General features: G+C 67.0%; 12 protein-coding genes. 7 read left to right on the forward strand and 5 right to left on the reverse strand.

Annotation, left to right across the window (positions count from 1 at the left end; genetic code table 11):
- Window positions 1-130 precede the first annotated feature (130 nt).
- Entirely contained in the window at window positions 131-1783 is a 1653-nt protein-coding gene (gene groL, locus IFT65_RS14450; RefSeq protein WP_192082007.1) for a chaperonin GroEL, read from the reverse strand.
- 72 nt (window positions 1784-1855) lie between these two features.
- Window positions 1856-2146 (reverse strand): co-chaperone GroES, encoded by a 291-nt coding sequence (locus tag IFT65_RS14455; protein WP_188325157.1) that lies wholly within the window; start codon window positions 2144-2146, stop codon window positions 1856-1858.
- 270 nt (window positions 2147-2416) lie between these two features.
- Between IFT65_RS14455 and IFT65_RS14460 the strand changes: the two genes are divergently transcribed.
- The 5 genes from IFT65_RS14460 to IFT65_RS14480 all read left to right on the forward strand — a co-directional run bounded on the left by IFT65_RS14460 (window position 2417) and on the right by IFT65_RS14480 (window position 10225).
- Window positions 2417-4210 carry an endonuclease gene (locus IFT65_RS14460; RefSeq protein WP_192082008.1) on the forward strand — a complete coding sequence of 598 codons (1794 nt, stop codon included), beginning with the start codon at window positions 2417-2419 and terminating at the stop codon, window positions 4208-4210.
- A 69-nt stretch (window positions 4211-4279) separates the two neighbouring features.
- Window positions 4280-4618 (forward strand): divalent-cation tolerance protein CutA, encoded by a 339-nt coding sequence (cutA, locus tag IFT65_RS14465; protein ID WP_192082009.1) that lies wholly within the window; start codon window positions 4280-4282, stop codon window positions 4616-4618.
- Window positions 4619-4632: 14 nt separating this feature from the next.
- On the forward strand, window positions 4633-7026 hold the full coding sequence (locus IFT65_RS14470) for a protein-disulfide reductase DsbD (protein ID WP_192082069.1): 2394 nt from the start codon (window positions 4633-4635) through the stop codon (window positions 7024-7026).
- Window positions 7023-7568 carry a redoxin family protein gene (locus IFT65_RS14475; RefSeq protein ID WP_192082010.1) on the forward strand — a complete coding sequence of 182 codons (546 nt, stop codon included), beginning with the start codon at window positions 7023-7025 and terminating at the stop codon, window positions 7566-7568. The genes IFT65_RS14470 and IFT65_RS14475 overlap by 4 nt, the downstream gene beginning before the upstream one ends.
- Before the next feature lie 137 nt (window positions 7569-7705).
- Window positions 7706-10225, forward strand: coding sequence for a PepSY domain-containing protein (locus IFT65_RS14480; RefSeq protein ID WP_192082011.1), 2520 nt, complete (start codon window positions 7706-7708; stop codon window positions 10223-10225).
- 310 nt (window positions 10226-10535) lie between these two features.
- Here IFT65_RS14480 and IFT65_RS14485 read toward each other — a convergent pair whose 3' ends face one another.
- Complete coding sequence (locus tag IFT65_RS14485) at window positions 10536-11453, reverse strand: LysR family transcriptional regulator (RefSeq protein WP_192082012.1); 918 nt, start codon at window positions 11451-11453, stop codon at window positions 10536-10538.
- A gap of 100 nt (window positions 11454-11553) precedes the next feature.
- Here IFT65_RS14485 and IFT65_RS14490 point away from each other — a divergent pair, with 100 nt between their 5' ends.
- Window positions 11554-12315 (forward strand): SDR family oxidoreductase, encoded by a 762-nt coding sequence (locus tag IFT65_RS14490; protein ID WP_192082013.1) that lies wholly within the window; start codon window positions 11554-11556, stop codon window positions 12313-12315.
- A 113-nt stretch (window positions 12316-12428) separates the two neighbouring features.
- Here IFT65_RS14490 and IFT65_RS14495 read toward each other — a convergent pair whose 3' ends face one another.
- Entirely contained in the window at window positions 12429-14954 is a 2526-nt protein-coding gene (locus IFT65_RS14495) for a methyl-accepting chemotaxis protein (RefSeq protein ID WP_192082014.1), read from the reverse strand.
- A 176-nt stretch (window positions 14955-15130) separates the two neighbouring features.
- On the reverse strand, window positions 15131-16354 hold the full coding sequence (locus IFT65_RS14500; RefSeq protein WP_192082015.1) for a carbohydrate porin: 1224 nt from the start codon (window positions 16352-16354) through the stop codon (window positions 15131-15133).
- Between the two features lie 352 nt (window positions 16355-16706).
- Between IFT65_RS14500 and IFT65_RS14505 the strand changes: the two genes are divergently transcribed.
- Window positions 16707-17855: a GGDEF domain-containing protein gene (locus tag IFT65_RS14505; RefSeq protein WP_192082016.1), complete on the forward strand. Its 1149-nt coding sequence runs from the start codon at window positions 16707-16709 to the stop codon at window positions 17853-17855.
- The last annotated feature ends 23 nt before the right edge of the window (window positions 17856-17878 follow it).

Here is a 17878-nt window from a genome sequence, read left to right on the forward strand (position 1 = left end):
CTCGGCGAGCGCGAAGCGCGGCCTGCATCAGGCATCCTGTTGCCGGAACGGACAGCCGCCGGGCCAACAAAAAACCCCGCCGTTTCCGGCGGGGTTTTTGATGATGCAGGTGCTACGGGACGCGTTGGACTTAGAAGTCCATACCGCCCATGCCACCCATACCGCCCATGCCACCAGCGCCGCCGCCGCCAGCAGACTCTTCCTTGCGCGGGGCTTCAGCCACCATTGCTTCGGTGGTGATCATCAGGCCAGCGATCGAAGCGGCGTTCTGCAGGGCAGAACGGGTCACCTTGGTCGGGTCCAGGATGCCGAATTCGACCATGTCGCCGAACTCGCCATTGCCGGCGTTGTAGCCGTAGTTGCCGGTCCCTTCCTTCACCTTGTTCAGGATGACCGACGGCTCTTCACCGGCGTTGGCCACGATCTCGCGCAGCGGGGCTTCCATGGCGCGCAGGGCGATCTGGATGCCGTGGGTCTGGTCTTCATTGGCACCCTTCAGGTCGCCAACGGCCACCAGGGCACGCACCAGGGCCACACCGCCGCCCGGGACCACGCCTTCTTCGACGGCTGCGCGGGTAGCGTGCAGGGCGTCTTCAACGCGGGCCTTCTTTTCCTTCATTTCGATTTCGGTCGATGCGCCGACCTTGATCACTGCAACGCCACCGGCCAGCTTGGCCACGCGCTCCTGCAGCTTCTCACGGTCGTAATCGGACGAGGTGTCCTCGATCTGCGTCTTGATCTGGGTGACGCGCGACTGGATCGCTGCACCGTCGCCGGCACCGTCGATGATGATGGTGTTTTCCTTGGAAACCTGCACCTTCTTGGCGCGGCCAAGATCGGTGATGGTGGCCTTCTCCAGCGACAGGCCCACTTCCTCGGAGATCACGGTACCGCCGGTCAGCACGGCCATGTCTTCCAGCATCGCCTTGCGACGGTCGCCGAAGCCCGGTGCCTTGACGGCCACGACCTTGACGATGCCACGGATGGTGTTGACCACCAGGGTCGCCAGCGCTTCGCCTTCGACTTCTTCAGCGACGATCAGCAGCGGCTTGCCCGACTTGGCGACGCCTTCCAGCACCGGCAGCAGGTCACGCACGTTGGAGATCTTCTTGTCGTGCAGCAGGATGTACGGGTCATCCAGGTCGGCCGTCTGGCCCTGCTGGTTGTTGACGAAGTACGGGGACAGGTAGCCGCGGTCGAACTGCATGCCTTCGACGACGTCCAGCTCGTTGTCCAGGCCCGAGCCTTCTTCAACGGTGATGACGCCTTCCTTGCCAACCTTCTTCATCGCTTCGGCGATGATGTTGCCGATCGACTCGTCCGAGTTGGCCGAGATCGTACCGACCTGGGCAATCGCCTTGTCGTCAGCGGTCGGCTGGGAGATCTTCTTCAGCTCGGCAACCGCGGCGATGACCGCCTTGTCGATGCCGCGCTTGAGGTCCATCGGGTTCATGCCGGCCGCGACGGCCTTGGCGCCTTCGCGGATCAGGGCCTGCGCCAGCACGGTCGCGGTGGTGGTGCCGTCGCCAGCGTCGTCATTGGTGCGCGAAGCAACTTCCTTCACCATCTGCGCGCCCATGTTCTCGAACTTGTCAGCCAGTTCGATTTCCTTGGCGACGGAGACGCCGTCCTTGGTGATGGTCGGTGCGCCGAAGCTCTTTTCGAGCACGACGTTGCGGCCCTTCGGACCCAGGGTTGCCTTCACGGCATTGGCGAGCACGTTGACGCCGCGGACCATGCGGGCGCGGGCGTCTTCACCGAAACGAATATCTTTGGCAGCCATTGCGATTACCTTTTAATTGAAATGCGGTTGTAGCGCCGGGCGACGCCCGGCGGCTTGATGCGCGGATGCAGCTCAGCCGATGACGGCGAGCACGTCGTCTTCGCGCAGGACCTTGTACTCCACGCCAGCTTCCTTGTAGCTGCTGCCGGCGTACTGGCCGTAGATCACCTTGTCGCCAACCTTCAGCGACGGCGCGCGCACGCTGCCGTTGTCCAGTGCCTTGCCCGGACCCACGGCAACGACTTCACCCTTGGTCGACTTTTCCTTGGCCGAATCCGGGATCAGGATGCCGCCGGCGGACACTTCCTCGGCTTCGATCGGCTTGACTACAACGCGGTCGTGAAGCGGCTTCAAGTTGCTCATGTGAGACCTCTCAAGTTATTGATTGTGCTGAAAAAGTCCGGCGATTTTAGCACTCACCCGAGGTGACTGCCAGAACCGCTCGTGAAAAAAGCCCGAACTGATCGGGACACAGCAGAGATGGAGCCCGGCCTTGCCCTTTCAAGGGGCTCCTTCAATTTCTTTTTTGGTGATGCCGATCACGCCCCCCATAAGAAGCGTGCCGAATACGACAGAAATGTCATGGAATCGGCTTAGATTGCCGTCAGGGGATCCGCTCACAAGGAGTAGTCGATGCGATTGCTGTCACCACTAGCCGCTGCCTGCCTGCTGGCACTGGCCACCTCGCCCGTCCGGGCCGAGGTCTTCATCAATGAACTGCACTACGACGACAGCACCCCGGCCGGGGACGTCGGCGAGGCGATCGAGGTCGTTGCCACGGCCGGCGAGGACCTGTCCGGGTACCGCCTGTACCTGTACAACGGCAGCACGCCGTCGGCAGCCAGCGTGTACGCCAACACTGCGGTTCCGGCGGGCACGGCAGCGGCCTGCGGCAGCGCCCGCATCGCGGTGGTGACCTACCCGACCAACGGCATCCAGAACGGGGCCAACGACGGCATCGCGCTGGTCGACGCCAGTGGCAAGGTGGTGCAGTTCCTCAGTTACGAGGGCACCATCACCGCCGGCAGCGGCCCAGCCGCCGGCATGACCAGCCAGAACATCCCGGTTGCGGAAAGCAACAGCACCGCGCCGGGGACCTCGCTGCAGCTGACCGGCAGCGGCAGCCAGTACACGCATTTCACCTGGGCCGAATCGGCCGCGCAGACGTTCGGCGCCTGCAACACCAGCCAGACCTTCAGCGGCAGCCCCGGCGCCCCGGGCCCGAACACGCCGCCGTCGGTGTCCACGACCCTGCCCGCTCAGGGCAGCAGCACCTTCCCCGCCGCCGGCGATCTGGAAGTGGTGTTCAGCGAGAACGTGACCCTGGCCAGCGGCGCGTTCGCGCTGAGCTGTGGCCAGTCCGGCAGCGTGCCGCTGAACCATCCGTCCAGTGGCCGCACCCTGAAAATTTCCACCAACACCGCCCTGGTGGCCGGTGAAGCGTGCCGCTTCGACATCCGGGCCAGCCGCATCAGCGACAGCCAGGGCGCGCGACCGGCGGCCGATTCACGCATCGCCTTCACCGTGGCCAGCAGTACCGGCACCCCCGATCCGGGCAATCCGGGCAACCCCGGTGCGTACTACTCCAAGGTCAACACCTCCAGCCCCAGCCAGCTGCGCTGCTCGTTGCACGCCACCATCAAGGGCCACACCGCGTATCCGTACAGCGGGTCCGGCACCAGTACCTGGACCATCCTGGAAATTGCCGACGAAGATCCCAACAACGCCGGCAACGTGCTGGATGCCTACCGCAACCGCAGCTACGTCAAGGGCAGCGCGCGCGCGGGCACCGGCAGCGGCCTGACCTACAACCGCGAGCACACCTGGCCGAACTCGCTGGGTTTTGCCAGCACCTCCGGCGACAAAGGCCTGCCGTACGCGCCGTATACCGATACCCACATGCTGTACCTGACCGATGCGCAGTGGAATGCCGACCGGGGCAACAAGCCGTTCGCCAAGTGCGACAGCAACTGCGGCGAGCGCGCCACCGAGTCGAACAACGGCCAGGGCGGCGGCAGCGGCGCCTACCCCGGCAATTCGAACTGGGTGCGCACGCCGGATGGCAACCAGGGCACGTTCGAGGTGTGGGGCAAGCGCAAGGGCGACATGGCCCGCGCGGTGATGTACATGGCCATTCGCTATGAGGGAGGCAAAGATGCCGCAACTGGCCAGTCCGAACCCGACCTGGAGCTGACCGACGACCGCAGCAAAATCGTCAAGACCAGCAGCTCGCCGGCTTACATGGGCCTGCTGTCCACGCTGATCGACTGGCATCTGGCCGACCCACCGACCGAGGCCGAGCGGGCCCGCAACGAGGTGATCTACAGCTTCCAGGGCAACCGCAACCCCTTCATCGACCACCCCGAGTGGGCCACCCCGGCCCTGTTCACCTCAGCGAAGCCGGCCAGCTGCCAGCTGGCCAACTGATGCGCTGCTGATCTGCCTAATGCCCCGGTCCGGCCTCCTGCGCGGACCGGGGCCCTATACTCGGCGGCGATGTCGACCGCCGATCCCGTGCTGCTGTTGTTCACCACCTGCCCTGACCTGGCCACTGCCGAGCGCATCGCGCACGCATTGGTAGGTGAGCGGTTGGCGGCGTGCGTTACCCGCCAGGAGGGCGCGCGGTCCACGTACCGCTGGCAGGGCGAAGTAACCACGGACACCGAGCTGCAGCTGCTGGTGAAGACCACGGCCAGCCGACTCGATGCCGCGATGGCGCGGCTGGTCGAACTGCATCCGTATGAACTCCCCGAGTGCATCGCGGTCGAAGCACGCGCCGGCTTGCCGGCCTATCTGGATTGGATCCGGGCGCAGACCCGGGAGGAACACGCTTGAACACCTTTGGATTGATGACGCTTGCCCGTCGCGGCGCTGCCCTGTGTGCGCTGCTGGCCCTGGCCCTGCCCGCGTGGGCCCTGAGCGAGAAAGACCTGCTGCCGGTGGATGAAGCGTTCGCGCTCAGCGCCACGGCTCCGCAGCGCGGCCAGATCGAGCTGCAGTGGAAGATCGCACCGGGCTATTACCTGTACCGCCATCGCACCAGCGTCAAGGCGGATCCCGCGTTCAATGCAGGCACCCTGAAGATGCCGGCCGGTGATCGCCACCACGATGATTTCTTCGGCGAAGTGGAAACCTACCGGCAGCAGCTGGTGGCGACCCTGCCCGGCCAGCCGACAGCCGACGCCGGCACGGTCAGCGTGGAAGTCCGCTACCAGGGCTGCGCCGATGCGGGCGTGTGCTACCCGCCGCAGAAGCGGGTGATCCAGGTCGCCCTGCCCGGCGGTGGCGCTGACACGGGAACAGCGGGTTCAGCGGTCCGTAGCGGCGGCGCGGCGGCCCTGCTCGGCAGCCCGCTGGGCAGCGCCGGTGGCGGCCTGCGGCTGCCCGGGACGGCCAGCGCGACGCAGTCGTTGCCGCTGCCGGCGGAGAAAGCCTTCGGCTTCGACGCCATCGTCGACGACGGGAATGCGCTGCTGCTGCGCTTCACCCCGGCCAAGGGGTATTACCTGTATCGCGACCGCACTTCGCTGAAGCTGGAAGGCGCCAACGGCGTGCGCCTGCAGCCGCTGCGTTGGCCGGCGGCGCGCTCGCACCGCGATGAGCACTTCGGTGATGTCGCGGTGTATTTCGATCAGACCGATGTGGCCCTGCCGTTGCAGCGCACCCGTCCGGGCCCGGTCGATGCCACCTTGGTCGTCACCTTCCAGGGCTGCCAGACCGACGGCATCTGCTATCCGCCGATGACCCGCCGGGTGAAGCTTGCGATCCCCGCCGGCACCGTCGACAACGGCGTGGCCGGCACCACAGCGGCGACCGAGCTGCCGGCCGCGCTGCCGCGCGAAGCACAGCGCACCGACGGCGGCGGCAGCGGTGGATCCACCGATGGGCGGCGCCTGGTTGCGATAACGCCGGACCCGCTGCCCGATGACAGCACCGTGGCCCGGACCGCCGATGCCGCAGCTCCCAGCCCCGACGCCAGCGCAGGCAATGCGCAGCGCACGCCGCCGCCTACGTCCGCGCCGACGACCACCTTCAAGGGTCTGCTGATGGTGCTGCTGCTGGCGCTCGCCGGTGGCCTGGTACTGAACCTGATGCCCTGCGTGCTGCCGATCCTTTCCCTGAAAGTGCTGGGCTTGGCGCAGAGCGGTGAAAGCCGCCAGCGCGCGCGGGCGCATGCCCTGTGGTACACCGCCGGCGTCCTGGTGGCCTTTGCGGTGATCGGCGCGTTGGTGCTGGCATTGCGCGCCGCGGGCCAGGCGGCCGGCTGGGGGTTCCAGCTGCAGCATCCGTGGTTCATCGCCACCCTGGTGTACCTGATGTTCGCCGTCGGCCTGAGCCTGTCCGGCGTTTTCACGCTGGGCGGCAGTGTCGGCGGCATCGGCCAGTCGCTGGCCTCGCGTAGTGGCCCGATGGGCGACTTCTTCACCGGCGTGCTGGCGTGCGTGGTCGCCAGCCCGTGCGTTGCGCCGTTCATGGGCCCGGCACTGGCCTATGCCTTCGCCGCACCGGCGGTGCAGTCGATGCTGGTGTTCCTGGCACTGGGCCTGGGCCTGGCGCTGCCGTTCCTGCTGGTCGGCTTCGTCCCCTCGCTGGCCCGCCGCCTGCCGCGTCCGGGAGCCTGGATGGAGACCCTCAAGCACGTCCTGGCGTTCCCGATGTATGCCACCGCCCTGTGGCTGTTGTGGGTGCTGGGCAAGCAGCGCGGCGTGGACGCGATGGCCTTCGTACTGGCCGGACTGGTGCTGCTGGCGCTGGGCCTGTGGTGGTTCGAGCGCAGCCGCTGGCGCAGCCAGCGCATCGGTGCGGTACTGGCCGGCGTGGTGATCCTGGCGGCGCTGGTACCGGTGTGGGGCGTGAGCCGACTGGCGGCGCCGGTTGCCGGTGCACAGGCCGCCGGCGAGAACGCGGTGGCCTATTCGCCGGAGATGCTGGACCGGCTGCGCGGCGACAACCGCGTGGTGTTCGTCAACATGACCGCCGACTGGTGCGTCACCTGCAAGGCCAACGAACGCGCCGTACTGTCGCGTCCCGCGTTCCAAGACCTGCTGCGCAGGACCAATGCGGTGTACATGCGCGGCGACTACACCAACGTGGATCCGCAGATCACCGCGTTCCTCGATGAGCACAAAGCCGTGGGCGTGCCGCTGTACGTGGTGTATGGCCCCGGCGCACCGCCGATCGTGCTGCCTTCGGTACTGACCCAGGCGCTGGCCGAAGAGGCCTTGCTGCGTACTGCGCGGTGACGCGCCTGCGGCCCGCACTGCTGTGGACGGCGGTGCTGGCCGGTGGCCTGGGCCTGTGGGCCGGGAACGTGATGGAAGAGCGTGGGGCGGCCCCCGTTCCCCGGCAGGCGAAGGCTGCAGATCCCATCGGATCGCCGCTGCCCGCCATCGTGCTGCCGGACCTGTCCGGGACCCCGGTGGACCTTGCCGCCTTCCGTGGACGGCCGCTGCTGATCAACGTCTGGGCCAGCTGGTGCGGCCCCTGCGTTGAGGAAATGCCCGAGTTGGCTCGCTTTGCCGATGCGCAGGGCGACCAGGGCGTGCAGGTGCTGGGCCTGGCACTGGACACCAGGGAAGGCGTGCAGGACTTCCTGCAGCGGGTGCCAGTGGGCTATCCCATCGTGCTGGACACGCCGGGCCGCGACGACGCCAGCGTGCGCCTGGGCAATACGCAGGGCCTGCTGCCCTACAGCGTGCTGGTGGATGCGCAGAGCCGCATCGTGCGCCGCAAGCTCGGGCCTTTTGCCCCAGGTGAGATCGAGGAGTGGGCGACAGGCCGTTGATCGCGCTTGACCCTGAAGCCTTGGACCGGAACACTGTGCGAGTGATTCTCATTTGCTAATGGCATGAATGCCATCCGCATCGCCACTTCCTGCGCAGCAGCCAGCCCCCACTGGCGGTACCGGTTCCCCCTCCCCCGATGTTCAAGAACGTTCTTTTCCAGGTGCACTGGTTCCTCGGCATCACTGCCGGCACCGTGCTCGCCCTGATGGGCCTCACCGGCGCCACGCTGTCGTTCGAGGACGAGCTGCTGCGCGCGCTGAATCCCGGCTTCGCCGCCGTGGCGACCCAGCATGCGGACGGGCAACAGGCATTGCCATTGGATACCCTGGTGGACACCCTTGCCGCTTCGAGTGACACCCCGTTGCAGCGGCTGCGCGTGGACGCGACAGGCCAGCGCCCCTCAGTGGCCCGCTTCGACGGCGGACGCGATAACTGGGTTTATTTCGATCCCTACACCGGCGAGTCGTTCAGTGCGCTGCGGGGACAGGGATTCTTCGATTTCATGGAAGATCTGCACCGTCGCCTGGTGGCCGGCGAGCGGGGGCAGCTGGTCACCGGTATCTGCACGATCTTCCTGCTGGTGTTCGTGCTGTCGGGCATCTACCTGCGCTGGCCGCGGCAGTGGTGGAACTGGCGCAGCTGGTTCGCCGTGGAGTGGAAGCACCGTGGCCGCAGCTTCCTGTGGAGCCTGCATTCGGTGATCGGCACGTGGGTCCTGCCGGTCTATCTGCTGATCGTGCTCACCGGGTTGTGGTGGTCGTTCGACTGGTACCGCGATGGCCTGACCCGCGTGCTGGGCGGCGAAAGGGAAACACCGGCCGTGCTGCAGGGCGAGGGCACGTTGAACCTGCAGCGCGTGCAGGCCACGTTGTACGCCCTGCCCGGCGTACGCGAGGGCTATATCGACCTGCGCTTGCCGGCCCGTGGCGACCGGCCGCTGACCGTGCGCGTGATGTCGGCCAGCAGCACGCACCACGACCGCGCCCACGACGTACTGCAGCTTGATCCCTCCAGCGGTGCGCTCCTCGAACAGCGCGCCTACGGCAGCCTGGATGCAGGCGGCAAAGTGTTGGCCAGCATGTTCGCACTGCATTCGGGCAGCTTCTTCGGCCTGCCCGGCCGCCTCATCGTGATGCTGTCCAGCCTGATGATGGTGCTGTTCTTCGTCACCGGCTGGATGCTGTACCTGGATCGTCGGGCGAAGAAACGCGCGGTACGCGCCTCACGTGTCGACCTTCCTGCGCTCGAAGTCACCGGCGACGCCAGCGGGCCGGCGTGGCTGGTGTCCTTTGCCAGCCAGAGCGGCCAGGCCGAGCAGCTGGCCTGGCGCGCGGCCGGCCAGTTGCAGGCGGCCGGCATGCGCGTGCAGGTGCAGCCGTTGGCCCGATTGGATGTGGCCACCCTGCAGCAGACCGAACGCGCCCTGTTCGTGGTCAGCACGTTCGGCGACGGCGAAGCACCGGACAGCGCGCGGGTGTTCGAACGCAACGTACTGGCGCAGGCGCAGGCGTTGCCCGGGTTGGGCTACGCGATGCTCGCACTGGGTGATCGTCAGTACGCGCGCTTCTGTGGATTCGCGCGCCGGGTGGAGACCTGGCTGGGTGAACAAGGGGCGGCGGCGCTGTTCCCCTGCGTCGAAGTGGATGGCGATGATGCACGCGCGCTGCAGCGCTGGCAGCAGCACTTGGTGGCGTTGACCGGCATCGAGGCACTCGAGGCGGATACAAGCCCGAGCGCCCTGCAGGAATGGTCACTGGTAGAGCGCGTGCTGCTCAATCCGGGCAGCCAGGGCGGTGCGATCTGGCAGATCACCCTGCAGCCACCACCCGGCACCGGCTGGCAGGCCGGGGACATCCTGCAGGTAGCTCCCCGGCAGGGCGATGCGCACGTACAGGCCGTCCTGCACGCCGCCGGCGTGGATGCGGATGCGTGGGTGCACGTGGATGGCGCAACGGTACGCGTCGGCGATGCGGCCGCACTGCGCGTATTGCCCGATGCCACCCAGGTGCAGGCCGTGCACGACGCGGTGCACTGGCTGGATGAGCTGCCGCGGCTGCCGCCACGCGAATACTCGATCGCTTCGTGCGCGGCCGATGGCACGGTGCAGCTGGTGGTCCGCCTGGTGTACGACGCCGCTGGTCGCGCGGGGCTGGGGTCGGGCTGGCTGGCACACCACGCGCCGGTGGCGGGACCCCTGCATGCGCGCGTTCGCCGCAATGCCGGTTTCCATCGCCATGCCGATGCGCCGCCGATGATCCTGATCGGCAACGGCACCGGTATCGCAGGGCTGCGCAGCCTGTTGCGCGAAGCCGATGCAGCGGGGCACCACGGGCACTGGCTGCTGTTCGGTGAACGCCAGCAGGCCTGCGATGCGTTGTATGCCGATGAGCTGCGGGATTGGCAAGCACAGCGGCACTTGGCGCGCGTGGATCTTGCGTGGTCGCGCGATGGCGAAACGCGCCTGTATGTGCAGGACCTGCTGCGTGCGGCCAGCGCAGAGCTTCGCCACTGGATCGCCGATGGCGCCTGCCTGTATGTCTGCGGCTCGCTGCAGGGCATGGCGCAAGGCGTGGATGACGTACTGCGCGAGACGCTGGGCGAAGACGCCCTGGACGCCCTGCTGGCAGAAGGCCGCTACCGCCGCGACGTGTACTGAGCGACGGCCGGCGCGCTGGCGCGGACCCGGTCGCGCCTACCCGGTGGTGCCTACCCGGTGGCGTCTACCCGGTAGAGCCGACTTCAGTCGGCTGGCATTTCGCGCACCACCCCAGCCGACTGAAGTCGGCTCTACCAGTCGGCTGGCATTTCGCGCACCACGTCAGCCGACTGAAGTCGGCTCTACCGGTCGGCTGGCATTTCGCGCACCACCCCAGCCGACTGAAGTCGGCTCTACCAGTCGGCTGGCATTTCGCGCACCACCCCAGCCGACTGAAGTCGGCTCTACCGGTCGGCTCTATCAGGCGGCTTTACCGTTCCCCGCTGACCGGCTGCAGATGCGGCTGCAACAGCGCCGCTACCCAGTCCATGAATACCCTCACGCGCGCGGGCAGGTGCCTGCGCTGTGCATACAGCAACGTGACCGGCATCGGCTCGGCCGGAAACTGCGGCAGGATCTCCACCAGCACCCCGTCATGCAGCGCCTGCCGCACGCCCAGGCGCGGTACCTGGATAATGCCCAGCCCCGCCGCTGCCGCTGCGCTGTATCCATCGCCGCTGTTCACCGTCACCGCGCCAGCCATCGGCAGGGTGCGGTACTGCTGGCCATCGAAGTATTCAAAGCCGGACGGACGCTGGCCCAGCGTGCTCACGTAGTGCACCAGCCGATGATCGTGCAGCGCTTCAAGCGTATGCGGCGTACCGTAGCGGGCCAGATAGCTCGGGCTGGCGCAGTTCACCACCTCCATGCAACCCAGCGTCCGCGCGACCAGCGTGTTGTCATCGAGCGGGCCGACCCGAAGCACGCAGTCGAATCCCTCCCGCACCAGGTCGACGCGGCGATCGGTGCCACTGAGCTCGATTTCCAGCCCAGGATGCTGCTTTAGGAAATCCGGCAACGTCGGCACGACGAGGTGCCGCGCAATCCCGCTGGACATGTCCACCCGCAGGCGGCCACGCAGGGTGGCGGTGTCGCGGCGGAACATCCCCTGCAGGTCCTCTACATCGTCCAGCAGATCGCGGGCGCGCTGGAACAGCTGCTCGCCATCGGCGGTCAACTGCACGCGGCGGGTGGTCCGATGCAGCAACTGCGTGCCCATCGCGGTTTCCAGCTGCTGCACGGCGACCGATACGCTGGCCTTGGGCAGGCCCAGTCCTTCAGCGGCGCGGGTGAACGACCCGCGCTCAGCCACATGCAGAAACGCGCGAAGCTGCGCCAGGCTGTCCATTGATTGTTGTTCCAGATTGAACAGTCATATCAGCATCACGCGATTTATTCGCGCCTGCAAGCCCAATACGCTGGCCCCCTACCCGCTGATGGAGTTCGCTATGACTACCGCTATCCGTACCGTATTGATCACCGGCGGCAGCCGTGGCCTGGGTCGCAATGCCGCACTCGCCCTGGCCGCCGACGGGGCCGACATCGTACTGACCTACCGCAGCCAGTCCGCTGCCGCCGATGACGTGGTGGCACAGATTGAAGCGATGGGCCGTCGCGCTGCCGCGCTGGCGCTGGACGTGGCCGACAGCAGCGCGTTCGCGGCATTCAGCGAACGCCTGCAGCTGCAGTTGCAAGCCTGGGGCGTGGAGCGCCTTGACGGCCTGGTCAACAACGCCGGCGAAGGCCACTACGCGCTGATCGCCGATACCACCCCAGCGTCGTTCGATCATCTGGTCAACGTGCACTTGAAAGGGCCCTACTTCCTGACCCAGACGCTGTTGCCGCTGCTGGCCGATGGCAGCCGCATCCTCAACGTGTCCAGTGGACTGGCCCGCTTCTCGCTGCCGGGCAGCTCCGCCTACGCGATGATGAAGGGCGGCATCGAAGTGTTCACCCGCTACCTGGCCAAAGAGCTGGGCGCACGCGGGATCAGTGCGAACACCCTGGCGCCGGGCGCGATCGAGACCGACTTCGGTGGTGGCCGGGTGCGCGACGATGCCGGCACCAACGCGATGGTGGCCTCGTCCACCGCGCTGGGCCGCGCAGGCAAACCGGACGACATCGGCCCGGCCGTGGTCGCCCTGATGTCACCGGGCACGCACTGGATCAACGCCCAGCGCGTGGAAGCATCGGGCGGCATGTTCATCTGACGCATCGACACGACGTTATCGCGGCATCCCGGTAGCGCCGAGCCACGCTCGGCGAGCGCAGCGAGAAGAACCTGACGGCCAGCGGCCGTCACTACCAAGCGCAGCGGCCCAGGTCACGCGGCCACGGCGCGTGGCGCTGCGCGCAGCTGGAACACGGCCACCGCTTCGGCCAGCAGATCCGCCTGGTCTTCCAACGCACGGGCCGAGGCCGTGGCTTCTTCCACCATCGCCGCGTTCTGCTGCGTGCTGGCGTCCATCTGCACGATGGTCTGGTTGACCTGGCTGATGCCATTGCGTTGTTCCAGCGACGCATCGCGAATCTGCAGCATGATCGCCGCCACCTGCTGCACGCTGGCCTGCAGCTCGGTCATCGTCGCGCCCGCCTGGCCGACCGCCTTCGTACCCTGCCCGACCTGCGCCACCGAATCTTCGATCAACCCCTTGATCTGCTTCGCCGCATCCGCGCTCCGTTGGGCCAGGCTGCGTACTTCGCTGGCGACCACCGCGAAGCTGCGCCCCTGCTCCCCCGCGCGCGCCGCTTCCACGGCTGCGTTCAAGGCCAGGATATTGGTCTGGAACGCGATGCCATCGATCAGCGAAGTGATCTCGCCGATGCGACGCGACGCCGCCGAAATATCACTCATCGAACGCTGCACGCGACCCACCGCGTCGCCTCCGCGCGCGGCGACCTCCGCACTGGCCTGCACCAGTACGCTGGCCTGGCTGGCCGCATCGGCATTGCGCGATACGGTATCGGTCAGCTCGTGCATCGATGCAGCGGTCTCTTCCAGATTGGCAGCCTGCAACTCCGTCCGGGTCGACAGGTCGGCATTGCCTGCGCTTATCTCACCGGCCGCCTCGCCGATGGAGCCCGCGGCCTGCTGGATGCGCGCCACGATCCCTGCAAGCTGCTGCACCGTCGCATTGGCATCGTCGCGCATGCGGGCAAACACCCCTTCGACCTCACCGTCCATGCGCGCGCGCAGGTCACCGCGGGCCAGCGCCGCCAGCAGCGTCTGCAGGTCGCCCAGGTTGTGTTCGAAGGTTGCCAACAGATGGTTGATGCTGGCGGACAGACGGTGCACGAAGCCCGCCTTGCCCTCCAGCGGAATCCGCCCGGCCAGTTCACCTAGCGCCGCCGCATCGACCAACGCCGCCACCTCGGTCTCCAGCAGCACCTCCAGCGCGCGACTGCGCCACTCCACCACCTCGCCCAGTGCGTGTCCATCGTCGAAGATGGGTGTCGTCACCACGTGCCAGGTCGTGCCGGCGTGCTGGATATCAAAGTCCCGCCTTCTACTCCCACCCGCGCTGGACAATGCGGTGTGCACGTCGCGGGCCGACGCGCCGATCACCTCATCGGCTGCACGTGACAAGGTCAGCAGCAGCGCCGGGTTGGCATGCGTCACGATGCCCTGTGGGTCTATCACCATCAATCCCGTGGACGCGCTGTCCAGCGCTTGGCGTGCGCGTGCGTTCTCCTGGGCGACGGCGCGGTCCCGCTCGATGCGCGCGCGCAGTTGCTGCTGCATATGACCAAGTCGCTGGGCAAGCTGCCCGATCTCATCGTGTGGATTGTGCACACGCAGCTCGGTATCCAGCCGGTCTTCGGCAATGTCCTGCGCAAATCGCAGTGTGTCCTGGATCGGTCGACGCACCGCGCGCAGCACCATCAAGAGTGTGCCGATCAACACCAGCGCAACCGTCAACAGGCTTGCGGCGAACATCACACCCAGCCGCGACGCCTGCGCCTGCTGTCGTTCGCGCGCCTGCTCCAGGTTTCTGGCCTGCACCGTCTGGAATGCCTGCAATGCCGGCGCGATGCTTGACGCGGTGTCTACCAGCAGCTGTGCCTCCACATCCAGTCCGACACGCGCCGCGGTATAGGACAGCAAAGCGCCCTGATACGCATCCATCAGCTCGCGAAGCTGCTGTTGCGTATCGGCAGACAGGCCCGCCAGCGCGAGATCGAACGGCAGCTTTTCTTCGCTGGCCTTGTCGGCATGGCTGGAGTCACCGTTCAACAGCAACAGACTCTCCTGCCGGCGCATCTTCTGCACGTGCATCGCCAGTAGGGGGCGATCAGTTGCATCCACGGCGGACTGCAAGGCGTCGGCCGCGGTATCAAGCTGCACCGCCAGCGCCTCATCACCGCGTCCCATCTCATCCACGCGGGCGTTCAAACCGGCAATCCCTTCGGAGAATGCGGCGGCATGGCTGGCCACCTCGTCGAGCACCTTCTTCCGTGCACCGTCCATCGGCAGCGCACGTAACTGCTCCAACGTGGCCTGCAGGCGCTGCTGGGCCTGTTGCAGCGAGGCGCGATCAGACGCGTCGAACGTCAGGGCATACTGCGTCTGCAGTCTGCGGGCTTCGGCGACCTCCGCCGCCAGCGTGGCCGCAAGACCGGTGCCCTGCTGATGGACAGCGAACGTGCGCGCGGCCCGATCACTCACATGAGTCGTCCACGCATACATCGCGGCAACGGTGACCAGGCCGATGCCGCAGACCAGCAGGCTGCCTTTGATCTTGGCAGCTACACTCAGGCGGCCCAGGCGGTGGGTATGTCCGCTCGCAACCGCAGCGGTGCCGCGCACGCGGGCGCCCAATGTTCGCAGGAAATGCGGTACAGCCGACATGACAGACTCCGAGGCGGAATGACGCATCGGTATCGGCCGGCAGCTTGCGTACTTTAGCCCCGGTAGCGCCTAACCCTGCCCCGTGGGCATAGAGGGAACCGCCACGCATGCCGCAGCGGTACCGGGGGACGTTGTAGCAACGGCGCAAGACGCGCCGATGACAGCGCGCGGGAACATCAGAAGCGCACGTCCGCCTTCATGCCCACCACCACCGCATCCTTGCGCGCGGTGAATCCGCCGGGGTGGCGGACAAACTGGATACCGGGCTGCAGATCCACGCCGACCAGCGGCTTCCAGCCGTAGAACACTTCGGCCATGTGCTCGCGACGCGCGAACGCCGTGCCAACACCTTGCTGGCCAGAACGCGCAGCACGTGGATTGACCCGGGTGGTTGCCAGGCCGATGCCGATCCGATCGTCAGGCCGCGTGTGCATCAGCCCGGTCTGGATCAACTGCACGTTGAACATCTGATCGATATCGCCGGTACGCCGGTCGCCTTGTGCGAACGCCACCTGGCCACGCAGCCCGGACCGTTCGTTCGCGCCACTGCCGCGCGTCAACTGCTGCTGCGCGCTGGCCCAGCCGCCGTAGGCCCCCGTGCGCAGTTCCTGCTGCTGCGACATCCCCTCGACAGGAAGCCGCTGCACTGCATCGGCGCGCCATGCACTGCTGTACCAACCACCCACTGCGTAATGCCCACTACGGCCGTCGAAGGTGGGCTCCCAGCCCAGCTCCAGCGGCGTCAGCGTGCCCACGGTTCCGGACGGTGCGAACCGCAGTCCGCCGCCATGGGTGTCGGCGTAACGCGGATTGACCTGGTACGCCCCTGCACGCACGTACACCTCCTGCACGGGCCGCCAGGTGAACACGCCGCCCCATTGACTGAGAGGCGAGTTGAACCAGTAGTCGCCGCCGAACACGGCGGGCTGACTGCCGCAGAGCGCGAGATTCATGGCGATGCAGTCCAGCGCGTTGAAGTCATCACCGACCGATACCCGGCCGAGCTTCAGGTCGAACTGGCCGTCGGCAGACTGCTTCGCCAGCCACAGGCTGCCCAGCCGGGCGATGTTGCCGCGCCCGTAAACTTCCTGGTTCTGCAGCAGGCTGCCCAGCCCCGCCCGTTCTGTCAGGTTGTGTCCGTCGCGCAGCGATAGCGATGCAGCAGCGCGCGTGCCCTCCCAGCCCCACAGACGCTGCAGGTCGAACTGTCCGCTGGCCGATAACTGGCCGGCGTGCGCCGAGGTGTGGCGTAGACCGCCAGACAGGTTGCGTGCGGCTTCGACGGTATAGCCCATGTCCAGCTCGATCCCGTCGCTGGCGAGCCGCTCGCGTGCCCCGTTCCAATCCCCCGTGATGCCCTGTGCCGCCACGGCTACCCCACAGCTTCCGGTGGCGGACATCAGAATGAGGCACCTCAGGGCGCCGTAAGGGATCAGAGGCTTCTTCATTGAAATTTCCTTGCTGCGAGGAGCCTCAACGTGGCATACCCGCGCGCGCCCTCGCGGCGCGTCAACGCGCGGACTGCGAAGCTGGTCACAGCCCTTGCCGCGAAAGGCGCGAACACGCAAAGTCCGCTGTCGCTTTCCGCAGTGCGCACCTCGCCAACCACGACATGCCCGCGCAGTCGGCGGTGTGATGGCAGTGCTTGATTAACGGATCGGGAACCGCTGGCAACCTGTGATGAACCGCACACTCTGTGGTGAGGACGCCGTTGACGGCAGACTCGCAAAGCGCGCTCTAGCCTCGCGGGTGATGATCGATATCCCCACCCTGCTCGGCTTCAGCGCCGCAGTCCTGGTTTCCATTGCGATCCTGTTGCTGCTGACCCGGCCCCGGGGTGGCGCGCGCCTGTGGCTTGCCATGCCATTCCTGGCCGGCGCGTGCTGCTGTGCCCTGCTGTTGTGGCCCGCACTCAAGCAGGCGCCGGCGGCCGGCTACATCGGCACCTTCTTCGCGTTGCTGGCGTTCGCAGCGGGCTGGCAGGGCATCCGATCCATCTTCCACCTGCCGCCACGCTGGGGCCTGCTGCTCGCGCCGCCGCTGTGCTGGCTGGCCTTGGTAGCGGCAGTGTTCGGTCCCGGCGAGATGTCGTCGTTGAACGCGGCGGGGCGCGCCGCGCTTGCGGCGCTTTACTGTGGTCTGTCGGCGGTCACGCTGGTCCAGCGCCGCGACCCCGCACTGCCGTCGGCGCGGCTGCTGGCGCGCATCCTCATGGTGTCGGCCGCCCTCGCCGCCGTCGCCATGACCCTGTCGCCCTGGCTGCCGGAGCCACTGGGTGCCGGCGCGCCGCGCACGTGGGCCGTGGCGGTATTCAGCGGCATCGTGCTGATCGATGTGCTGCTGGTCTGCGGACTGATGGTTGCGGTGCTGAAGGAACAGGCGGCCAGCCGCCTCTACGACGAGGCCACGCGTGACCCGTTGACCGGGTTGTACAACCGACGTTTGCTCGATGAAAAGCTGGGCATCTGGGATCAGGAGGACCGTGTCAGCGGGACCGTGCGCGCGGCGTTGTTCTTTGATATCGATGAGTTCAAGAGCATCAACGACCGCTTCGGCCACGACATGGGTGACAAGGTGATCTGCCAGGCCGCGAGGGCGGCGGAGCAGGCGGTGCGCCGCGACGACCTGATCTTTCGTTATGGCGGCGAAGAGTTCCTGTGCATCCTGCCCGACTCGAGCCTGAAAGCCGGGCTGGCCGCGGCGGAGCGCCTTCGCTCCACCTTCGAGCGCTGCGCCCAGGAGGTAGCCGGGCACCGCATCGATGCGACGCTCAGCGTAGGCGTGGCCATCAGCCAAGGCCGCCGTTCGAACGCGGGTGCCTTGGTGGCCGCAGCGGATCGGCAGATGTACCGCGCCAAGCAGGCAGGCCGCAACCGGGTGATGGGTAGCGACGACGACTGATCTGTGTGTGTTGATTCGCGCCG

The sequence above is a fragment of the Stenotrophomonas sp. CFBP 13725 genome (assembly GCF_014841935.1).
Lineage (GTDB): Bacteria > Pseudomonadota > Gammaproteobacteria > Xanthomonadales > Xanthomonadaceae > Stenotrophomonas.

Excerpts from the sequence above, each read along its gene's own strand:
- groL (WP_192082007.1), bottom strand. The coding sequence starts at position 1,783 with ATGGCTGCCAAAGATATTCGTTTCGGTGAAGACGCCCGCGCCCGCATG.
- IFT65_RS14455 (WP_188325157.1), bottom strand. The coding sequence starts at position 2,146 with ATGAGCAACTTGAAGCCGCTTCACGACCGCGTTGTAGTCAAGCCGATC.
- IFT65_RS14460 (WP_192082008.1), top strand. The coding sequence starts at position 2,417 with ATGCGATTGCTGTCACCACTAGCCGCTGCCTGCCTGCTGGCACTGGCC.
- cutA (WP_192082009.1), top strand. The coding sequence starts at position 4,280 with ATGTCGACCGCCGATCCCGTGCTGCTGTTGTTCACCACCTGCCCTGAC.
- IFT65_RS14470 (WP_192082069.1), top strand. The coding sequence starts at position 4,633 with ATGACGCTTGCCCGTCGCGGCGCTGCCCTGTGTGCGCTGCTGGCCCTG.
- IFT65_RS14480 (WP_192082011.1), top strand. The coding sequence starts at position 7,706 with ATGTTCAAGAACGTTCTTTTCCAGGTGCACTGGTTCCTCGGCATCACT.
- IFT65_RS14485 (WP_192082012.1), bottom strand. The coding sequence starts at position 11,453 with ATGGACAGCCTGGCGCAGCTTCGCGCGTTTCTGCATGTGGCTGAGCGC.
- IFT65_RS14490 (WP_192082013.1), top strand. The coding sequence starts at position 11,554 with ATGACTACCGCTATCCGTACCGTATTGATCACCGGCGGCAGCCGTGGC.
- IFT65_RS14495 (WP_192082014.1), bottom strand. The coding sequence starts at position 14,954 with ATGTCGGCTGTACCGCATTTCCTGCGAACATTGGGCGCCCGCGTGCGC.
- IFT65_RS14500 (WP_192082015.1), bottom strand. The coding sequence starts at position 16,354 with ATGTCCGCCACCGGAAGCTGTGGGGTAGCCGTGGCGGCACAGGGCATC.
- IFT65_RS14505 (WP_192082016.1), top strand. The coding sequence starts at position 16,707 with ATGATCGATATCCCCACCCTGCTCGGCTTCAGCGCCGCAGTCCTGGTT.